Below are 17,491 nucleotides of genomic sequence, written 5' to 3' on the forward strand. Positions count from 1 at the left end.
TCCTGCGGTGGGGCCCTGGGGTGAGGCCCTGCGGTGGGGCCCTGCGCTGAGGCCCTGAGGGCGAGGCCCTTCGGTGAGGCTCCGGAGACCAGCCGCCGATTAATGCAAGCACGCTTGCTTGTTTTCCTTCGCGCTGCCATGCTCCTCAGCACGCCGCACACCGCCGTGCCCCGAGGGGAGCGCTTCGTGTCCGATCCGACGCCCGTCTTCGACGACCTGCGCGAGGAGAGCGAGGAACTCGACCGGCTCGTGGCCGAGTCGACCCCCGAGCAGTGGGCGCTCGCCACTCCGGCGCCCGGTTGGAGCGTCGCCCACCAGATCGCGCATCTGGCCTGGACGGATCACTCCGCGCTGCTGGCCGTGACGGACGTCGAGGCGTTCCACTCGGTGGTGGAGAAGGCGCTGGTGTCGCCGGGGTCGTTCGTCGACGAGGGGGCCGAGGAGGGGGCGGCGCTGCCGTCCGCCGAGCTGCTGGCGCGGTGGCGGGAGGGGCGGGCCGCGCTGGACCAGGCGTTGCGCGAGGCACCCAAGGGCGCCAAGTTTCCCTGGTACGGCCCACCCATGTCGGCCGCCTCCATGGCCACGGCCCGACTCATGGAGACCTGGGCCCATGGCCTGGATGTCGCCGACGCGCTGGGTGTGGTGCGCACACCCACCGACCGGCTGAGGCATGTGGTGTGGATCGGGGTGCGGACCCGTGACTTCGCCTTCGGAGTGCATGGGCTCCCCGCACCGCAGGACGACTTCCGTGTCGAACTCGTCGCTCCCTCCCAAGAGGTGTGGGCCTTCGGTCCCGAGGACGCCGCGCAACGGGTCACCGGCCCCGCCGTCGACTTCTGCCTGCTGGTCACCCAGCGCGCCCACCGCTCCGATCTCGCCCTGCGCGCCGAAGGCCCGGACGCCGACCGCTGGTTCGACATCGCCCAGGTCTTCGCGGGCCCGCCCGGCGAGGGCCGCGCGCCCAAGAGGGCCGCACGGTGACGCCCGCCGCCCGCCCGCTGCGGATCGGCAACGCCTCCGGCTTCTACGGCGATCGCTTCGACGCCATGCGTGAGATGCTCACCGGCGGCGAACTGGACGTGCTGACCGGCGACTACCTCGCCGAGCTGACCATGCTGATCCTCGGCCGCGACCGGCTGAAGGACCCCGGTGCCGGATATGCCCGCACCTTCCTGCGGCAGCTGGAGGAGTGCCTCGGGCTCGCGCAGGAGCGGGGCGTCAGGATCGTCGCCAACGCGGGCGGACTCAACCCGGCCGGACTGGCGGACGCCGTACGGCGGTTGGCGGACCGGCTCGGTGTGTCCGTGCGCGTAGCCCATGTCGAGGGCGACGACCTCAAGGACCGCTACCCCGACAGCCTCGCCGCCCACGCCTATCTCGGTGGCTTCGGCATCGCGGCCTGTCTGCGCGAGGGCGCCGACGTGGTGGTGACCGGGCGGGTGACCGACGCTGCCCTGGTGACCGGGCCCGCCGCCGCCCACTTCGGCTGGCTGCCCGGCGACCACGACCGGCTCGCGGGTGCCGTCGTCGCCGGACATGTGCTGGAGTGCGGGGCCCAGGCGACCGGCGGCAACTACGCCTTCTTCGACGAGGGCGCCGCCACCCGCCCCGGCTTCCCGCTCGCCGAGCTCCACGAGGACGGCAGCTGTGTCATCACCAAGCACCCGGGTACCGGCGGTCTGGTCGATGTCGGCACGGTGACGGCCCAGCTGCTGTACGAGACGGCGGGCGCCCGGTACGCGGGGCCGGACGTCACGGCCCGGCTGGACACCGTGCGGCTCACCCAGGACGGCCCGGACCGGGTACGGATCGACGGCGTACGGGGCGAGGCGCCGCCACCGACCCTCAAGGTCGGCGTGAACCGCCTCGGCGGCTTCCGCAACGAGGTCGTGTTCGTGCTGACCGGGCTGGACATCGAGGCCAAGGCGGCCTTGGTGCGACAGCAGATGAGCGACGCCTTCGCCAAGGCGCGACCGGCCGAGGTGCGGTGGGACCTGGTGCGCACCGACCGGCCCGACGCCCCGACCGAGGAGACCGCGAGCGCGCTGCTCAGGCTCGTCGTACGGGACCCGGCCCAGGAGAACGTCGGACGGGTGCTGAGCGGGGCGGCGGTGGAGCTGGCGCTCGCCAGCTATCCCGGCTTCCATGTGCTCGCCCCACCCGGAAAGGGCACGCCCCATGGGGTCTTCGAGGGCGTGTACGTCCCCCATGGGGCCGTCGACCATGTGGCCGTCCTCCACGACGGACGCCGGATCCCTGTGCCGCCGGCCCACGACACGCGCGTACTCGACGACGTGCCCGAGCCGCCCCTGCCGGAACCGCCGGTACCCGCGCCCAGGAAGCGTGCCCCCCTCGGCCTCATCGCGGGTGCCCGCAGCGGGGACAAGGGCGGAAACGCCAACGTCGGTGTGTGGGTGCGCACGGACGACGCCTGGCGCTGGCTCGCGCACGAGCTGACGGCGGACCGGTTCCAGGAGCTGATCCCCGAGAGCCGCCGGCTGAAGGTCACCCGGCACGTCCTGCCCGGCCTCCGCGCCCTCAACTTCGTCGTCGAAGGCATTCTCGGCGAGGGCGTCGCCGCCCAGCACCGTTTCGACCCGCAGGCCAAGGCCCTCGGCGAATGGCTGCGCTCCCGACACCTGGACATCCCGGAGAGTCTGCTGTGACCGTCCTGCCGTCCACCCTGGACACCAACGGCCCCGACTACCGGGCGAGCCGCGACACCATGCTCGCCAGGCTCGCCGACCTCGACGCCGAGCACGCCAAGGCCCTCGCGGGCGGCGGGGAGAAGTACGTCGAACGGCATCGGGAGCGCGGCAAACTGCTCGCCCGCGAGCGAATCGAGCTGCTTCTCGACCCCGACACGCCCTTCCTGGAGCTGTCCCCGCTGGCCGCCTGGGGCAGCGACTACACGGTCGGCGCATCCCTCGTCACCGGCATCGGGGTCGTCGAGGGCGTGGAGTGCCTGATCACGGCCAACGACCCGACCGTGCGCGGCGGGGCGAGCAATCCCTGGTCGCTGAAGAAGGCCCTGCGCGCGAACGACATCGCGCTCGCCAACCGGCTGCCCGTCGTCAACCTCGTGGAGTCCGGCGGCGCCGACCTGCCCTCCCAGAAGGAGATCTTCATCCCCGGAGGTGCCATCTTCCGGGATCTGACGCGGTTGTCGGCGGCCGGGATCCCCACCGTCGCGGTCGTCTTCGGCAACTCGACGGCGGGCGGCGCGTATGTGCCCGGCATGTCCGACCACGTGATCATGGTCAAGGAGCGCGCCAAGGTGTTCCTGGGCGGCCCGCCGCTGGTGAAGATGGCGACCGGGGAGGAGAGCGACGACGAGTCGCTGGGCGGCGCGGAGATGCACGCGCGCGTGTCGGGTCTCGCGGACTACTTCGCCGTCGACGAACCGGACGCCCTGCGGCAGGCGCGGCGCGTGGTCGCCCGGCTCAACCACCGCAAGGCGTACCGCGATCCGGGCCCCGCCGAACCCCCCAAGTACGCCGCCGACGAACTCCTCGGCATCGTCCCCGGCGACCTCAAGACGCCCTTCGACCCGCGCGAGGTCATCGCCCGGATCGTCGACGCCTCCGACTTCGACGAGTTCAAGCCGATGTACGGGACGAGCCTGGTCACCGGCTGGGCGGCCCTGCACGGCTATCCGGTCGGAGTGCTGGCGAACGCCCAAGGGGTGCTGTTCAGCGAGGAGTCGCAGAAGGCCGCCCAGTTCATCCAGCTCGCCAACCAGCGCGACATCCCGCTGCTGTTCCTGCACAACACCACCGGCTACATGGTGGGCAGCCAGTACGAGCAGGGCGGCATCATCAAGCACGGCGCGATGATGATCAACGCGGTCAGCAACAGCCGGGTGCCGCATCTCTCCGTCCTCATGGGCGCGTCCTACGGCGCCGGCCACTACGGCATGTGCGGTCGCGCCTACGACCCGCGCTTCCTGTTCGCCTGGCCGAGCGCCAAGTCGGCCGTGATGGGCCCCCAGCAGCTCGCCGGGGTGCTCTCGATCGTGGCCCGGCAGTCGGCCGCCGCGAAGGGGCAGCCGTACGACGAGGATGGCGACGCGGCCCTGCGCGCCATGGTGGAGCAGCAGATCGAGTCGGAGTCGCTGCCGATGTTCCTGTCCGGGCGGCTGTACGACGACGGCGTCATCGACCCGCGCGACACCCGCACCGTCCTCGGCCTGTGCCTGTCCGCCATCCACACCGCGCCGTACGAAGGCGCGCGCGGTGGCTTCGGCGTCTTCCGGATGTGAGGGATCCAGTGATCACTTCTGTGCTTGTCGCCAACCGGGGCGAGATCGCCTGTCGCATCTTCCGCACCTGCGGTGAGTTGGGAATCCGGACGGTCGCCGTGTACTCGGACGCCGACGCGAACGCCCTGCACGCGCGCGTGGCCGACACGGCGGTACGGCTGCCGGGAGCGGCGCCCTCCGCCACGTATCTGGACGGCGACCTGATCGTCAAGGCGGCGGTGGCCGCCGGCGCGGACGCCGTGCACCCCGGCTACGGCTTCCTCTCCGAGAACGCCGACTTCGCGCGCGCCGTCCTCGACGCGGGTCTCGTCTGGATCGGCCCGCCGCCAAAGGCGATCGAGGCGATGGCGTCCAAGACGCGGGCGAAGCAGCTCATGGGGCTCGCACCGCTGGGCGAGGTCACCGAGGCCGACCTTCCCGTGCTCGTCAAGGCGGCGGCGGGCGGCGGCGGGCGGGGCATGCGGGTCGTGCGCCGCCTGGAGGACCTCGACGCCGCCTTGGCCGGCGCCCGTTCCGAGGCCGCCGGTGCCTTCGGTGACGGCGAGGTGTTCGTCGAGCCGTACGTCGAGAACGGCCGTCACGTCGAGGTGCAGATCCTCGCCGACACCCACGGCACGGTCTGGGCCCTCGGCACCCGCGACTGCTCCCTCCAGCGCCGCCACCAGAAGGTGATCGAGGAATCCCCGGCGCCCGGACTCTCCTCACAGCTCACCGGCGAACTGCACGCGCTGGCCGTACGCGCCGCCCGTGCCGTCGACTACGTGGGCGCCGGAACCGTCGAGTTCCTGGTGGCCGACGGCCACGCGCACTTCCTGGAGATGAACACCCGCCTCCAGGTCGAACACCCGGTGACGGAAGCCGTCTTCGGCATCGACCTGGTCGCCGAGCAACTCCGGGTCGCCGAAGGCCAGGCCCTCGGCGACGATCCGCCACGCGCGCGTGGCCATGCGGTCGAGGCCCGCCTCTACGCCGAGGACCCCGCCCGCGACTGGGCCCCGCAGACCGGCACACTGCACCGGTTCACCGTCCCCGAGGGCGTCCGGCTGGACACGGGCTTCACCGATGGTGACGACATCGGCGTCCACTACGACCCGATGCTCGCCAAGCTCGTCGCGTACGCCCCCACGCGCGCGGAGGCGATCCGCAAACTCGCGGGCGCCCTGGAGCGCGCCACGGTCCACGGCCCCGCCACCAACCGCGATCTCCTCGTCCGCTCCCTGCGCCACGAGGAGTTCACGACCGCCCGCATGGACACGGGCTTCTACGACCGCCACCTCACCGCCCTGACCGAATCGGTCCCCGACCCGTATGCGCCCCTGGCCGCCGCCCTCGCCGACGCCCACGGCCGCTCCCGCTTCGGCGGCTGGCGCAATGTGCCGTCACAGCCGCAGGTGAAGCGGTACACGATGGCGGGCGAGGAGATCGAGGTCCGCTACCGCCACACGCGAGGCGGGCCGGACGCGGACGGGGTGCGGGTGGTGCACGCCGACGCGGGCCGGGTCGTACTCGAAGTGGACGGCGTACGACGCGGCTTCGAGGTGGCGCGGTACGGCGACGAGATCCATGTGAACACCACACGCCTGACCGCACTGTCCCGCTTCCCCGACCCGACGGCCCAGCACGCCCCGGGGTCGTTGCTCGCGCCGATGCCGGGGACGGTCGTACGAGTCGCCGACGGGCTGGCCGTAGGAGCGGCTGTGCGGGCCGGAGAGCCCTTGCTGTGGCTGGAGGCGATGAAGATGGAGCACAAGGTCACAGCGCCGGTCACAGGGACGCTCACGGCATTGGACGCTGCGCCCGGCCAGCAGGTGACGGTCGGCGCATTGCTGGCAGTAGTGCAGGAGACCTGAGGAGTCACATGACCACGACCGAAACCGAGGAACACAAGGCCCTCCGCGCAGCGGTGGCCGCCCTCGGCAAACGCCACGGCCGCTCCTACGACCGGGAAGCCCTCTGGTCCGAAGCCGCCAAGCTCGGCTACCTGGGCGTCAACCTCCCCGAGGAACACGGCGGCGGAGGCGGCGGCATCGCCGAACTCTCCATCGTCCTCGAAGAACTCGGCGCCGCCGGCTGCCCCCTGCTCATGATGGTCGTGTCCCCCGCCATCTGCGGCACGGTGATCGCCCGCTTCGGCACGGAAGAACAGAAGCGCCAGTGGCTGCCGGGCCTCGCCGACGGCACGCTCACCATGGCTTTCGGCATCACGGAACCCGACGCCGGCTCCAACTCCCACCGCATCACGACCACGGCCCACCGTGACGGGGCCGACTGGCGGCTGACCGGCCGCAAGGTCTTCATCTCCGGCGTCGACATAGCCGACGCGACCCTCATAGTCGGCCGCACCGAGGACGCCCGCACCGGCAACCTCAAGCCCTGCCTGTTCATCGTCCCGCGCGACGCCGAAGGCTTCGAGCGCCGCCAGATCGACATGGAACTGCAGGCCGCGGAGAAGCAGTTCGAGCTGACCCTCGACGACGTGCGGCTGCCCGCCGACGCGCTCGTCGGCGACGAGGACGCCGGCCTCCTCCAGCTCTTCGCCGGTCTCAACCCCGAACGCATCATGACGGCCGCCTTCGCGATCGGCATGGGCCGCCACGCCCTCGCACGTGCCGTCGAGTACGCCCGTGACCGTACGGTCTGGAAGGCCCCCATCGGCGCCCACCAGGCCATCGCGCACCCCCTCGCGCAGGCGCACATCGACCTGGAACTGGCCCGTCTGATGATGCAGAAAGCGGCCCACCTCTACGACGCCGGGGACGACGTCGGCGCGGGAGAGGCCGCCAACATGGCCAAGTACGCGGCCGGGGAGGCCTGTGTGAAGGCCGTCGACCAGGCCGTGCACACCCTCGGCGGCAACGGCCTCACGCGTGAGTTCGGCCTCGCCTCGTTGATAACCGCCGCGCGCGTGTCTCGTATTGCCCCGGTGAGCCGGGAGATGATTCTCAACTACGTCTCCCACCAGACCCTGGGCCTGCCCAAGTCCTACTGAACGGCAGGTCCGTCGGCACCGTGTCGCGAGGAGGAACCATGTTCCGCAGCGAGTACGCAGACGTCCCGGCCGTAGAACTCCCCATCCACGAGGCCGTGCTGGGCCGCGCCGCCGAGTTCGGGGACACACCCGCGCTCATCGACGGCACGGACGGCACCACCCTCACCTACGAGCAGCTCGACCGCTTCCACCGGCGCGTCGCCGCCGCCCTCGCCGAGGCCGGCGTACGCAAGGGCGACGTCCTCGCCCTGCACAGCCCCAACACGGTGGCCTTCCCCACCGCGTTCTACGCCGCCACGCGCGCGGGGGCGTCCGTCACGACCGTGCACCCGCTCGCCACGCCCGAGGAGTTCGCCAAGCAGCTGAAGGACTCGGCGGCCCGCTGGATCGTCACCGTCTCCCCGCTGCTGGAGACCGCGCGCCGGGCCGCCGAACTCGCGGGCGGCGTACGGGAGATCTTCGTCTGCGACAGCGCGCCGGGACACCGCTCGCTCATCGACATGCTGGCGTCCGCCGCCCCCGAACCACAGGTCGGCATCGACCCCGCCGCGGACATCGCCGCGCTGCCGTACTCCTCGGGCACGACCGGCATCCCCAAGGGGGTGATGCTCACCCACCGCCAGATCGCCACCAACCTCGCCCAGCTGGAGCCCGCCGTCCCGGCCGGCCCCGGCGACCGCATCCTCGCCGTGCTGCCGTTCTTCCACATCTACGGCCTCACCGCCCTGATGAACGCGCCCCTCAGGGTGGGCGCCACCGTCGTCGTCCTGCCCCGTTTCGACCTGGAGACGTTCCTCGCGGCCATCCAGAACCACCGCATCACCGGCCTGTACGTGGCCCCGCCGATCGTCCTGGCCCTCACCAAGCACCCGCTGGTCACGCAGTACGACCTGTCGTCACTGAAGTACATCGTCAGCGCCGCCGCACCCCTGGACGCGAAGCTCGCGACGGCCTGCTCGCAGCGCCTCGGCCTGCCCCCCGTCGGCCAGGCGTACGGCATGACGGAGCTGTCGCCCGGCACCCATGTGGTGCCGCTCGCCGCCATGCGGGACGCCCCCGCCGGGACCGTCGGCAAGCTCATCGCCGGCACCGAGATGCGCATCGTCTCCCTCGACGACCCCGACAAGGACCTCGGCGTCGGCGAGTCCGGCGAGATCCTGATCCGCGGCCCGCAGGTGATGAAGGGCTACCTCGGCCGCCCCGACGCCACCGCCGCGATGATCGACCCCGACGGCTGGCTGCACACCGGCGACGTCGGCCATGTGGACGCCGACGGCTGGCTGTTCGTCGTGGACCGCGTCAAGGAGCTCATCAAGTACAAGGGCTTCCAGGTGGCCCCCGCCGAACTGGAGGCCCTCCTGCTCACCCACCCCGGCATCGCGGACGCCGCGGTGATCGGCGTCTACGACGACGACGGCAACGAAGTCCCGCACGCCTATGTGGTGCGCCGGCCCACCGCCACCGACCTCCCCGAAGGAGAGGTCATGATGTACGTCGCCGAGCGCGTCGCCCCCTACAAGCGGATCCGCCGGGTCACCTTCATCGACGGAGTCCCGCGGGCCGCCTCCGGCAAGATCCTGCGCCGCGAACTGAGGGCGCCCAAGGAGAGCACATGACGTTGATCGGCCGTACCCGCGCGCGTGGCGTCGAGACCCTCGCCCTGGACTCGCCGCACAACCGCAACGCGCTGTCGGCGGCGCTGGTGGGCGAGCTCGCCGACGCGCTGACCGACTGCGGCAAGGACGCCGGCGTCCGCGCGGTCGTCCTCACCCACACCGGCAACACCTTCTCCGCCGGCGCCGACCTGCGCGACCCGCCGGCCCCACAGGCGCTGGTGGCCCTGCTGAGGCAGATCGTCGAACTGCCCAAACCGGTCGTGGCCCGCGTCACCGGCCACGTACGCGCCGGCGGCCTCGGCCTGCTCGCCGCCTGCGACATGTCGGCGGCATCGGGCGGGGCCACCTTCGCCTTCACGGAGGTCCACATCGGCGTCGCCCCCGCGGTGATCTCGCTGCCGCTGCTGCCCCGCACGGACCCTCGCGCGCTGGCCCGCTACTACCTCACCGGCGAGCGCTTCACCGCGCCGGAGGCGGCCCGGATCGGCCTGCTCACGACGCAGGGCGAGGACGTCGACGAGGTGCTGGCTCCCGTCCTCGACGGGCTGCGCAGGGCCTCCCCCGAGGCCCTGGCCGAGACGAAGGCACTGCTCACGGCTAAGGTGCTGGATACCTTCGACCGGGACGCGGCCGACCTGACCGCGCTCTCGGCCCGGCTGTTCTCCTCCGCGCAGGCCCGCGAGGGGATGACGGCCTTCCTCGAACGACGGGATCCGGAATGGGTGGTGTGAGCACGGTCGGCGACCGCGTGGACCGGGCGGACCGCGTGCCCAAACAGGACCGCAGCCGCGCCACTCGGCAGCGTCTTCTGGAAGCCGCCGTGGCCTGCCTCGCCGAACACGGCTGGGCGGGCTCCACGGTCTCCGTCGTCGCCGAACGCGCGGGAGTCTCCCGAGGCGCCGCCCAGCACCACTTCCCGACCCGGGAGGACCTCTTCACGGCGGCCGTCGAGTACGTCGCCGAGGAACGCTCCACGGCCCTGCGCGACCTGTTCCCCGAGGGCGCGGCCGGGGACCGCCGGGCGGTGGTGGCGGCGCTGGTCGATCTCTACACCGGTCCGCTGTTCCGCGCGGCCCTGCACCTGTGGGTGGCCGCGTCGAACGAGGAGCAGCTGCGCCCCCGGGTCACCGAGCTGGAGGCCCGTGTGGGCCGCGAGACCCACCGCATCGCGGTCGACCTGCTGGGCGCGGACGAGTCCGCCCCGGGCGTCCGCGAAACGGTCCAGGGCCTGCTGGACATGGCCCGCGGCCTCGGTCTCGCCAACCTCCTCACCGACGACACGGCCCGCCGCGACCGCGTGGTGACCCAGTGGGCGGCGCTGCTGGAGGAGACGCTGGGCTGAGGGCCGTGGGGCAAGCTGTGACCTGGACGCGGCTCCGTCAGTCGTCGTCCTCGCCGCCGCCGCCGTCATCGTCGTCGTCCTGCTGCGCCTGGCGCTGCTGATCGAGCTCGCGCTGAAGCTCCTGCCGGCGCTCCTGCTCGCGCCGCCGCTCCCGCTCCTCGGCCCGCTCCTGTTCCCGCTTCGCCTGCTCCCGCTGCTGTTCCCTCTCCTGCTCCCGCTGCTCGTTCGCCTGCTCGTCCTGCGGGGCGCCCGTCCGCGCGGCAGGCACCGGTGAGGCCGTCGAGGACGGACCGGTCGGCTCGAGGGACGTGGCCGAGGCCGTTGCCGTGTCCGCGGCCGGGGAGGCGCTCGCGCCGGGCGGGGCCTCGAAGTCCGTGCCCTCGGCGCCGGTGTTGTCCGGGGAGAACCACAGCATGCCGAGCAGCATCGCGGCTGCGAACAGCACCGCCGCGGCGGCCGTGACGACGACGCGCCGGGACCCGGCCGGGCGCCTGCCGCGGGCGGGGGCGGCGGGGGACGACGTCCCCCTTGCCGACGGCAGCATGTAGGTGGTCGGGCTGCTGGTCTCCCCGACCTGCTGCGACCCCGGCGCCGACGCGGGGGCGGCCGTCCTCCGCCGACCCGGCGGGGCCGCGTCCGGCAGGGGCTCGGGACGGCCCTGCCAGGCGCCGCCGGCGAACCAGTCGGCGGCCTGCTGGGCGGTGGGCCGCTGCTCGGGCTCCTTGGCGAGCAGGCTGAGCAAGTAACTCTCGAAGGCGGGCGGCAGACTTGGCACACCCAGCTCCCGGGGCGGCACCGGCACCGCGTCGAGGTGCTGGTGCAGGATGGCGACGGCGGTGTCCGCCTGGAACGGCGGGCGTCCGGTGAGCAACTGGTAGAGCACACAGCCCAGCGCGTACACGTCGGAGGCCGGGCCGGCCGGCTTGCCCAGGGCCCGCTCGGGGGCGAGGTAGAGGCTGGTGCCCACGATCTGCCCCGTCGCGGTCAGCGCGGCGCCGGGATCGTCCATGAAGCGCGCGATCCCGAAGTCACCGATCTTGAGGGTGCCGTCCGCGTCCAGGAGCAGGTTCCCGGGCTTGATGTCCCGGTGGACGATGCCCTGCCGGTGCGCCGCGGCCAGCCCCGCGGCGGCCTCGGCGGCGATCCGGGCCACGCGTTCGGCGGGCAGCGGGCCGGAGCGCACCAGCGTCGTGGCGAGGCTGTCGCCGGCGACGAGCTCCATCACCAGGAAGAGCCGGTTGTCGTACTCGCCGAAGTCCCGCACGCTCACCACGTTGGGATGGTCGATCCGTGCCGCCGTCCGCGCCTCCAGCCGGAAGCGGGAGACGGCCGTGGGGTCGGAGTCCTGGGGCAGCAGGAGCTTGACGGCCACGTGCCGGGCGAGCGCCTCGTCGTAGGCCCGCCAGACCTCCCCCATCCCCCCACGCCCGATCGACTCGAGCAGCCGGTAGCGGCCCGCTGTCAGCACCTGTTCCCATCCCTCGCGCAGTGAGACGACCTGGTCGCCGCGGGCCTCAACTCACCACATCGGGACGGGCGATGGTGGGATGCCGCAGCCGCCCCAGCATACTGGCGCAGTGGATCAGTCACGTTCCGTACGGCATCCGCACCGGACGGCACAGCGGCCCGCGGGCGGCATCACGGCATCACGGCGTCACGGCGTCACGGCGTCACGCGGAGCCGATCGGATCCGCGTGACGCCGGGTGCGCCGAGGGTCGGGGAACTCAGTGCGCGATGTCGGCGTAGCCCTCGACCTCGCGGGGGTCGCGCGGGCCCGGGCCGATGTAGTGCGCGGAGGGGCGCACGAGGCGGCCGGTGCGCTTCTGCTCAAGGATGTGCGCCGACCAGCCCGCCGTACGGGCACAGGTGAACATGGACGTGAACATGTGCGCCGGGACCTCCGCGAAGTCCAGCATGATGGCCGCCCAGAACTCCACGTTCGTGGCGAGGACCCGGTCCGGGCGCCGGTTGTGCAGCTCCTCCAGCGCCGCCTTCTCCAGCGCCTCGGCGACCTCGAAGCGCGGGGCGCCGAGTTCGCGTGCGGTGCGGCGCAGAACCCGGGCGCGCGGGTCCTCGGCGCGGTAGACGCGGTGCCCGAAGCCCATCAGCCGCTCGCCCCTGTCCAGGGTCTGCTTCACATACGCCTCGGCGTCGCCGGTGCGCTCGATCTCCTCGATCATGTGCAGGACGCGGGACGGGGCACCCCCGTGCAGCGGGCCGGACATGGCACCCACGGCACCGGAGAGCGCCGCGGCCACGTCGGCGCCGGTGGAGGCGATGACGCGGGCGGTGAAGGTGGAGGCGTTCATGCCGTGCTCGGCGGCGGACGTCCAGTAGGCGTCCACGGCCGCCACGTGCTTGGGGTCGGGCTCGCCGCGCCACCGGATCATGAACCGCTCGACGACGGACTGGGCCTTGTCGATCTCGCGCTGCGGAACCATGGGCAGGCCCTGGCCGCGCGCTGACTGGGCGACGTACGACAAAGCCATCACGGCGGCCCGGGCCAGGTCCTCGCGGGCCTGCTCCGCACCGATGTCCAGCAGCGGTTTCAGACCCCACACCGGCGCCAGCATGGCGAGTGCCGACTGCACGTCCACGCGGATGTCGCCGGAGTGCACTGGGATCGGGAAGGGCTCGGCGGGCGGCAGACCGGGCCGGAAGGCCCCGTCGACGAGCAGCCCCCAGACATTGCCGAACGAGACATGGCCGACCAGGTCCTCGATGTCGACGCCCCGGTACCGCAGCGCGCCGCCTTCCTTATCCGGTTCGGCGATCTCCGTCTCGAACGCGACGACTCCTTCGAGTCCGGGTACGAAGTCGGACATCAGGCGGCTCCTCGTGAGGTGGGCGACAGATGGTTCGTGGGTGGGACGGCCACATGTCGGTCGGCAGAGACGGCAAAGACGGCATGTACGCCGGGTGGATCCACGGTCACGGACTCGGCTTCCGGTCGTTCGGACACCGGGCCTCGGCGGACTCGCGGTCCGGGGCGTATCCCTGTGATGCCCCGTGCGGCTGTGGGTCATCCAACCGCGTCGGCATCAGCACGATATCCCCGGGTGTCACCTTTGGGGAGGCCCTGCGGCACTCAGTGCCAGCCAGTGACGAAGGACACCGCTCCGTACAGGGCCGGTGTCATACGGCAAGATGACCGGGTGACCGACCGAGACGCCGTCCCCTTCGACCCCGCCGCCATGCGCAAGCAGTACCGGGCCGAGGGCCTCGCCGAGACCGACCTGGCCGCGACCCCGGTGCAACAGTTCGCGCGCTGGTTCAAGCAGGCCGCCGCGGAGGCCCATCTCTTCGAGCCGAACGCGATGATCGTCTCCACCGCCGACGCCGAGGGGCGGCCCAGCTCCCGCACGGTGCTGCTGAAGCAGTTCGACGAGCACGGCTTCGTCTTCTACACCAACTACGACTCCCGCAAGTCCCGCGACCTCGCCGAGAACCCGTACGTCTCCCTGCTGTTCCCCTGGCACCCCATGGCCCGCCAGGTCATCGTCACGGGCGTGGCGCGACGCACCGGCCGCGACGAGACGGCCGCCTACTTCCGCAGCCGTCCGCACGGCTCCCAGCTCGGCGCCTGGGCCAGCACACAGTCCACCGTCATCCCGTCCCGTGCCGAACTCGACGCCTCCTACGCCGAGTTGACGGCGCGCTACCCCGAGGGCGAGCAGGTGCCGGTGCCGCCGCACTGGGGCGGTTTCCGGGTGGCGCCGCAGACGGTGGAGTTCTGGCAGGGCCGCGAGAACCGGCTGCACGACCGGTTGCGGTACGTGGTGGAGCAGGACGGGAGCTGGCGCGTGGAGCGGCTCAGCCCGTGAGGGGCGGAGCCTTGGGCATACCGGCGCACGGCCCCGGAAGGCTCGTAGAGAGCCGCTCAAGGCCCCCGAGAGGCTCCCGAGAGCTCTGGAAGGCTTTTGGACAGCAGACGACCCGCGAGCTCGGGTCCCACCGTCGGTGACGGGGGGAGCCGGCCGGACGTGCCGGCGAGCTCGCGGGTCGGGTGACTGCTTGGGATTGGGCCGGCTGCACGTATCGGTCACGTGCTGGTCCGGCACCGCACTGGTGGGGTGACGGGCCGCTAGCCCGCAGCCACCTCACGCGTCCGGTTCTCATACATCTGCCGAACCACCTCCCTTCTCGTGTGCCCACACCATAAAAAGTGGTGGGCCACCCGATCAACCCGTTTTTTTCTTGTCGGTATCCGCGCAGGTCACCTAGCGTTCCGTGCATGGTGGAGCAAGGCGTGACCCGGCAGGCGATCCTCAGCGGTTCGACCTTCGAGGAGCAGATCGGATACGCGCGTGCCGTGGTCGACGGGGACTGGGTGCATGTCTCCGGGACGACCGGGTTCGACTACACGACGATGACGATCTCCGAGGACGTGGTGGAGCAGGCCGAGCAGTGCCTGCGCAACGTCGCCGCGGCGCTCGCCCAGGCGGGCAGCTCCTTCGCCGACGTGGTGCGGGTGCGGTACCTGCTGCCGGACCGGGCGGACTTCGAGCCCTGCTGGCCGGTGCTGCGCAGACACTTCGGTGATGTGCGGCCGGCCGCGACCATGATGATGTGCGGACTCGCCGATCCCCGTATGAAGATCGAGATCGAGGTGTACGCCCGCCGGGGAAGCGGCACGCGCGCGTGACCGTACAACGATTCCTTCAATCTTGGGGAACTTGATGTGCGCTGTGTCACGTTCCAGTTAGATGATTGCTGGTGAGCGAACGGACGCGTCGTACATGCGGACGCAGCTTGGCAGGGGGTCCAGGTGAGTGCTTCCCGGCGTAGTGGGACCACCGACGAGCTGGGGCCGGACGAGCCCGAACAGCCGGAACGGGACGGTTCGGACCTGCTCGCCGCCCTGCTCGACGGCATGGACGCGGCCCTGTGCGCCTTCGACGCGGACGGTGCCGTCACCCACTGGAACCGCGAGGCGGAGCGGATCCTGGGCTGGAGCGCCGCCGAGGCCGTGGGGCGGCACGGATTCGCCGGCTGGGCGGTGCGCGAGGCCGACGCCGAGGAGGTCGAGGGGCGGCTGATGTCCGCCATGCAGGCCCCCGGACGCCAGGTGCACGAGTTCGCCCTGCTGACCAAGGACGGCGGCCGGGTGCTCGTACGGACCCAGTCGGCTGCGGTACGCGGTCCGGACGGCAAGCCCGCCGGGGTGTACTGCGCCTTCAGCGAGGTGCACGCGCAGATCGATCTGGAGCGGTCCATCGCGCTCAGCGAGGCCCTGTTCGAGGACGCGTCGTGGGGTGTCGTGCTCGTCGACGCGGATCTGCGGCCGGCCGTGGTGAACGCCCATGCGGCCCGTGCGCTGGGCATCGGGCGGACGTCCGTACTCGGGCGCCCCCTCGGGGAGCTGCTGGCCCAGGGCGTCGAGGAGCTGGAGAGCGCGCTCACCCATGTGCTGGCGGAGGGCGCGCCGCCCGCGCCCGCCGAGATCTGGGTGAGCGTACGGACACCGGAGGGCGAGCGGCGTCGGTGCTGGCGCTGTGGCTTCGTACGACTGGCCTCGCCGCTCGCGGAGGAGCCGGTGCCGTTGGGTGTGGGCTGGCTCTTCCAGGACATGACCCAGGCCAAGCAGGCGGAGCAGGAGGCCGCGCTGCTGCGGTTCCGCACCAACCAGCTGCACCGGGCGGCGCGGGCCGCCGCGGAGTGCGAGGACCCCGCGGAGGCGGCGGCCGTGCATCTGGACTTCGCGCTGGCCGGGTTCGCCGATCACGCGATGATCGACCGGGTCGCGGGGGGTGCCGGCCGGGACGCGGGCGCGTCGTCGGATGCGCCGCCGGACGATCCGGTGCGGCTGGTGCGTGTCGCCGTGACGCCCTCAGGGGCGCCCGGGCCGAGCCTCCTCGGCGGGGAGGCCGGGCTGCCGGTGCGCTACGGCGAGGGGCACCCGGCGCTCCAGTGCGTGACCCGGACCGGGTCGGTACGGGCCGACGCGGGCAACGTCGCGGCGGAGCGGGCGCGCGAGTGGGCGGTGGGGCGGCAGTGGCCGGCGGACACGGTCCACGCGCTGTGCGCGGTGCTGCGCAGCCGGGGGCGGACGATCGGTGTCGTCACGTTTCTGCGGGGGGCCGGGCGGAGCGCGTTCGGGCGGGCCGACGCGGTGTATGCGGAGGATGTGGCGGTGCGGATCGCTTCCGCGTTGGATCTGGCGGGGGTGCTGGGGGCGGAGTAGCGGGCGGAGGTGCGGGGGCGGAGTAGCGGGCGGGGTGGTGAGGCGACGCTTCATTTCACTGCCGGTAGAAGATCCTGTCGCCGTACTGCTCGAACACGCGGCGGTTCCACTCGTGGCCGCCGTCGACGTTGCCGGAGCGCAGGAGCGGGGGCTCGATGCCGCGGGCGGCGAGCTCACTCGCCGCCGTTGCCATCACCGCCTGGAGGAGCGCGGCGGTGACGACCGTGGACGCGGGGGCGAACGGGGCCGGGATCGTGTCGAGGGTGAGTTCCGCGTCGCCGATCGCGATCTTCGAGTCGAGGACGATGTCGCAGTGGTCCTTGAGGTAGGTGCCCGAGGCGTGGCGGGACGTCGTCTCCGAGGCGTACGCCACCGAGGTCACGCCGATGACCTTGACGCCTCGGGCGCGGGCGTTCGTGGCCATCTCGACGGGGAGGGCGTTGCGGCCCGAGAGGGAGATGACGACCAAGGCGTCGCCGGCGCGCAGGGGGGAGCTGTCCAGGACCGCGCTCGCGAGGCCGTCGACGCGTTCCAGGGCGGAGCCGAGGGTTGCGGGCATGACGTCGACGCCTACGACGCCGGGGACCGTCAGGAGGTTCATCAGGGCGAGGCCGCCGGCGCGGTAGACGACGTCCTGGGCGGCCAGGGAGGAGTGACCGGCGCCGAAGGCGAAGAGCCGGCCGCCGGTGGCGACGGTGTCGGCGAGCAGGGTGCCGGCTGCCTCGATGTTCTCGGCCTCGTCGTCCCGGACCTGCTGGAGCAGTCCGATCGCGGCGTCGAAGAACTGGTCGGCCGGCGTGCTGTCGCTCATGCGGGGCCCTCCGGGGGTGGGGTGCGGGCGGTGGGGGTGTGTTGCGGATCACGGTGCGGTCTGGACCAGTGCGGTGTCAATACGGCCGGGTGGGGTGGGGGTGCGCTTCGCCTGCGGTGCTGCTCGGTGGGGGTTCGCGTTGGTGCCTGCGGCGGCCTGTGGCTTCTTGGTGGGGGTGCGTGTAGCGCTTGCGGGTGGGGTGTGGGGCGGGGCTGGGGGGGGGGGGGGGGGGGGGGGGGGGGGGGGGGGGGGGGGGGGGGGGGGGGGGGGGGGGGGGGGGGGGGGGG

The 17,491-nt window shown here is 72.3% G+C and carries 14 protein-coding genes; 11 read left to right on the plus strand and 3 right to left on the minus strand.

The window, feature by feature from the left end; genetic code table 11:
* The first annotated feature begins 186 nt into the window (after positions 1–186).
* Genes ACHBTE_RS19405 through ACHBTE_RS19440 form a run of 8 tightly spaced genes read left to right on the plus strand, consistent with a single transcriptional unit; the run spans position 187 to position 10,208 of the window.
* A complete protein-coding gene (locus tag ACHBTE_RS19405; RefSeq protein WP_394725199.1) occupies positions 187–981 on the plus strand; it encodes a TIGR03084 family metal-binding protein in 795 nt (264 codons plus the stop codon).
* A complete protein-coding gene (locus tag ACHBTE_RS19410; protein WP_394725200.1) occupies positions 978–2,666 on the plus strand; it encodes an acyclic terpene utilization AtuA family protein in 1,689 nt (562 codons plus the stop codon). The genes ACHBTE_RS19405 and ACHBTE_RS19410 overlap by 4 nt, the downstream gene beginning before the upstream one ends.
* Positions 2,663–4,261, plus strand: coding sequence for an acyl-CoA carboxylase subunit beta (locus tag ACHBTE_RS19415; protein ID WP_394725201.1), 1,599 nt, complete (start codon positions 2,663–2,665; stop codon positions 4,259–4,261). The genes ACHBTE_RS19410 and ACHBTE_RS19415 overlap by 4 nt, the downstream gene beginning before the upstream one ends.
* A gap of 8 nt (positions 4,262–4,269) precedes the next feature.
* Positions 4,270–6,111 carry a biotin carboxylase N-terminal domain-containing protein gene (locus tag ACHBTE_RS19420; RefSeq protein ID WP_394725203.1) on the plus strand — a complete coding sequence of 614 codons (1,842 nt, stop codon included), beginning with the start codon at positions 4,270–4,272 and terminating at the stop codon, positions 6,109–6,111.
* An 8-nt stretch (positions 6,112–6,119) separates the two neighbouring features.
* Positions 6,120–7,250, plus strand: coding sequence for an acyl-CoA dehydrogenase family protein (locus tag ACHBTE_RS19425; RefSeq protein WP_394725204.1), 1,131 nt, complete (start codon positions 6,120–6,122; stop codon positions 7,248–7,250).
* Between the two features lie 38 nt (positions 7,251–7,288).
* Positions 7,289–8,866 (plus strand): 4-coumarate--CoA ligase family protein, encoded by a 1,578-nt coding sequence (locus tag ACHBTE_RS19430; protein ID WP_394725205.1) that lies wholly within the window; start codon positions 7,289–7,291, stop codon positions 8,864–8,866.
* Positions 8,863–9,597, plus strand: a complete 735-nt coding sequence (locus tag ACHBTE_RS19435) for an enoyl-CoA hydratase family protein (RefSeq protein WP_394725206.1) — start codon at positions 8,863–8,865, stop codon at positions 9,595–9,597. The genes ACHBTE_RS19430 and ACHBTE_RS19435 overlap by 4 nt, the downstream gene beginning before the upstream one ends.
* Positions 9,585–10,208 carry a TetR/AcrR family transcriptional regulator gene (locus tag ACHBTE_RS19440; RefSeq protein ID WP_394725207.1) on the plus strand — a complete coding sequence of 208 codons (624 nt, stop codon included), beginning with the start codon at positions 9,585–9,587 and terminating at the stop codon, positions 10,206–10,208. Before ACHBTE_RS19435 ends, ACHBTE_RS19440 begins: the two co-directional genes overlap by 13 nt.
* Positions 10,209–10,245: 37 nt before the next feature.
* On the opposite strand, the gene ACHBTE_RS19445 is transcribed toward ACHBTE_RS19440, so the two are convergent.
* Both ACHBTE_RS19445 and ACHBTE_RS19450 read right to left on the minus strand, forming a co-directional pair.
* Positions 10,246–11,676 (minus strand): protein kinase, encoded by a 1,431-nt coding sequence (locus ACHBTE_RS19445; RefSeq protein WP_394725208.1) that lies wholly within the window; start codon positions 11,674–11,676, stop codon positions 10,246–10,248.
* 257 nt (positions 11,677–11,933) lie between these two features.
* The gene (locus ACHBTE_RS19450; protein ID WP_394725211.1) at positions 11,934–13,034 is read right to left on the minus strand and encodes a citrate synthase 2; all 1,101 of its coding nucleotides are present in this window, start codon (positions 13,032–13,034) and stop codon (positions 11,934–11,936) included.
* Positions 13,035–13,364: 330 nt separating this feature from the next.
* On the opposite strand from ACHBTE_RS19450, the gene pdxH reads away from it, so the two are divergent.
* From pdxH to ACHBTE_RS19465, 3 genes are all read left to right on the plus strand, one after another.
* Positions 13,365–14,033 carry a pyridoxamine 5'-phosphate oxidase gene (pdxH, locus tag ACHBTE_RS19455; protein ID WP_394725212.1) on the plus strand — a complete coding sequence of 223 codons (669 nt, stop codon included), beginning with the start codon at positions 13,365–13,367 and terminating at the stop codon, positions 14,031–14,033.
* A 410-nt stretch (positions 14,034–14,443) separates the two neighbouring features.
* Positions 14,444–14,854: a RidA family protein gene (locus ACHBTE_RS19460; protein ID WP_394725213.1), complete on the plus strand. Its 411-nt coding sequence runs from the start codon at positions 14,444–14,446 to the stop codon at positions 14,852–14,854.
* A gap of 123 nt (positions 14,855–14,977) precedes the next feature.
* A complete protein-coding gene (locus ACHBTE_RS19465) occupies positions 14,978–16,393 on the plus strand; it encodes a PAS domain-containing protein (protein WP_394725215.1) in 1,416 nt (471 codons plus the stop codon).
* Between the two features lie 55 nt (positions 16,394–16,448).
* Here ACHBTE_RS19465 and ACHBTE_RS19470 read toward each other — a convergent pair whose 3' ends face one another.
* Positions 16,449–17,204 (minus strand): SIS domain-containing protein, encoded by a 756-nt coding sequence (locus tag ACHBTE_RS19470; RefSeq protein ID WP_394725216.1) that lies wholly within the window; start codon positions 17,202–17,204, stop codon positions 16,449–16,451.
* Positions 17,205–17,491 lie beyond the last annotated feature (287 nt).

The sequence above is a fragment of the Streptomyces sp. M41 genome, assembly GCF_043673425.1.
Lineage (GTDB): Bacteria > Actinomycetota > Actinomycetes > Streptomycetales > Streptomycetaceae > Streptomyces.

What these genes read in the sequence shown, in the direction of transcription:
- ACHBTE_RS19450 (WP_394725211.1), bottom strand. Translation starts at nt 13,034, where the DNA reads ATGTCCGACTTCGTACCCGGACTCGAAGGAGTCGTCGCGTTCGAGACG.
- ACHBTE_RS19430 (WP_394725205.1), top strand. Translation starts at nt 7,289, where the DNA reads ATGTTCCGCAGCGAGTACGCAGACGTCCCGGCCGTAGAACTCCCCATC.
- ACHBTE_RS19435 (WP_394725206.1), top strand. Translation starts at nt 8,863, where the DNA reads ATGACGTTGATCGGCCGTACCCGCGCGCGTGGCGTCGAGACCCTCGCC.
- ACHBTE_RS19470 (WP_394725216.1), bottom strand. Translation starts at nt 17,204, where the DNA reads ATGAGCGACAGCACGCCGGCCGACCAGTTCTTCGACGCCGCGATCGGA.
- ACHBTE_RS19440 (WP_394725207.1), top strand. Translation starts at nt 9,585, where the DNA reads ATGGGTGGTGTGAGCACGGTCGGCGACCGCGTGGACCGGGCGGACCGC.
- ACHBTE_RS19460 (WP_394725213.1), top strand. Translation starts at nt 14,444, where the DNA reads ATGGTGGAGCAAGGCGTGACCCGGCAGGCGATCCTCAGCGGTTCGACC.
- ACHBTE_RS19425 (WP_394725204.1), top strand. Translation starts at nt 6,120, where the DNA reads ATGACCACGACCGAAACCGAGGAACACAAGGCCCTCCGCGCAGCGGTG.